The following is a 304-nucleotide window of genomic DNA, read 5'->3' on the forward strand; positions in this document are numbered from 1 at the left end:
GCCAGCTGCACGGCCATACGGTGGTGCTGGCGCTGTCGGGCATTGGCAAAGTGGCGGCGGCCAGCACGGCCGCCACCCTGATCGAGCGCTTTGGCGCACGCGGCATCGTGTTTACCGGCGTGGCCGGCGGCCTGGGCGCGGGCGTGCAGGTGGGCGATGTGGTCGTGGCCAGCAGCTATGCGCAGCACGACATGGATGCCTCGCCGATCTTTCCGCGCTACGAGGTGCCGGGCTATGGCCGGGCGCGCTTTGACTGCGACGCCGCCTTGAGCGCGCAGCTGGCCATCGCCGTGCAGCAGTGCCT

The 304-nt window shown here is 70.7% G+C and carries 1 pseudogene; it reads left to right on the top strand.

Going from position 1 to position 304, the window contains the following annotated elements:
- Positions 1-304 (top strand): annotated as a pseudogene (locus H928_RS27750) (5'-methylthioadenosine/adenosylhomocysteine nucleosidase); the annotation flags it as partial.

Source organism: Comamonas sp. B-9, from assembly GCF_000410635.1.
GTDB lineage: Bacteria > Pseudomonadota > Gammaproteobacteria > Burkholderiales > Burkholderiaceae_C > Comamonas.